We start from the raw sequence: 605 nt of genomic DNA on the forward strand, positions 1-605 counted from the left end.
ACCCGATGCAGGCGACGGTCACCGCTTACTCGCCTGCAGCAGTCCCGCCCGGACGGCGGCGGCGACGGCGGCGCTTGCGCGGTGCGCCGTCCTCATCACCCTCGCCCTCGACGTGCGCGGCATCCAGCGCCGAATCCAGCTCGGTGCCGGACTGCAACTGGGCCTCGCGCCAGAACTCCACATCGGCGCTGTGCTCGCTGGAAGCCACTTGGCGCAGTACCAGGAAATCATAGGCGGCGCGGAAGCGCGGATGGGTCAGTGTGCGGATCACGCGCTTGCGCTGGCGTGAGCTGAAACGGCCCTGCAACAGCCAGATCTCCTGCATGGGCAGGGAGAAGCGGCGCGGCAGCGCGATCGTGGTCAGCTGGTGCAGGGTCACCCGGTCTGCGGCGCGGCGTTGCGCCTCTTCCAGCGCGATGCCCTGCTTCTGCAGGCTGGCCAGCGCGCGGCAGAACGCCGGCCACAGCAACAGCGCGAACAGGAACGAAGGCGACACCGGCTCGTCGTTGGCCACGCGCAGGTCGGTGTTGTGCAGGCCTTCGATGACCATCCGGCGCAACGCGCCGCTGCGGTTGCTGCGCAGTGCGGCGGCACTCTCGGGGAAC

The 605-nt window shown here is 69.8% G+C and carries 1 pseudogene; it reads right to left on the bottom strand.

The features are described 5' to 3' along the window. Positions 1–25: 25 nt before the first annotated feature. A pseudogene (locus ACXJKJ_RS31230) lies at positions 26–605 on the bottom strand (polynucleotide adenylyltransferase PcnB); the annotation flags it as partial.

Source organism: Roseateles sp. P5_E1, assembly GCF_054049335.1.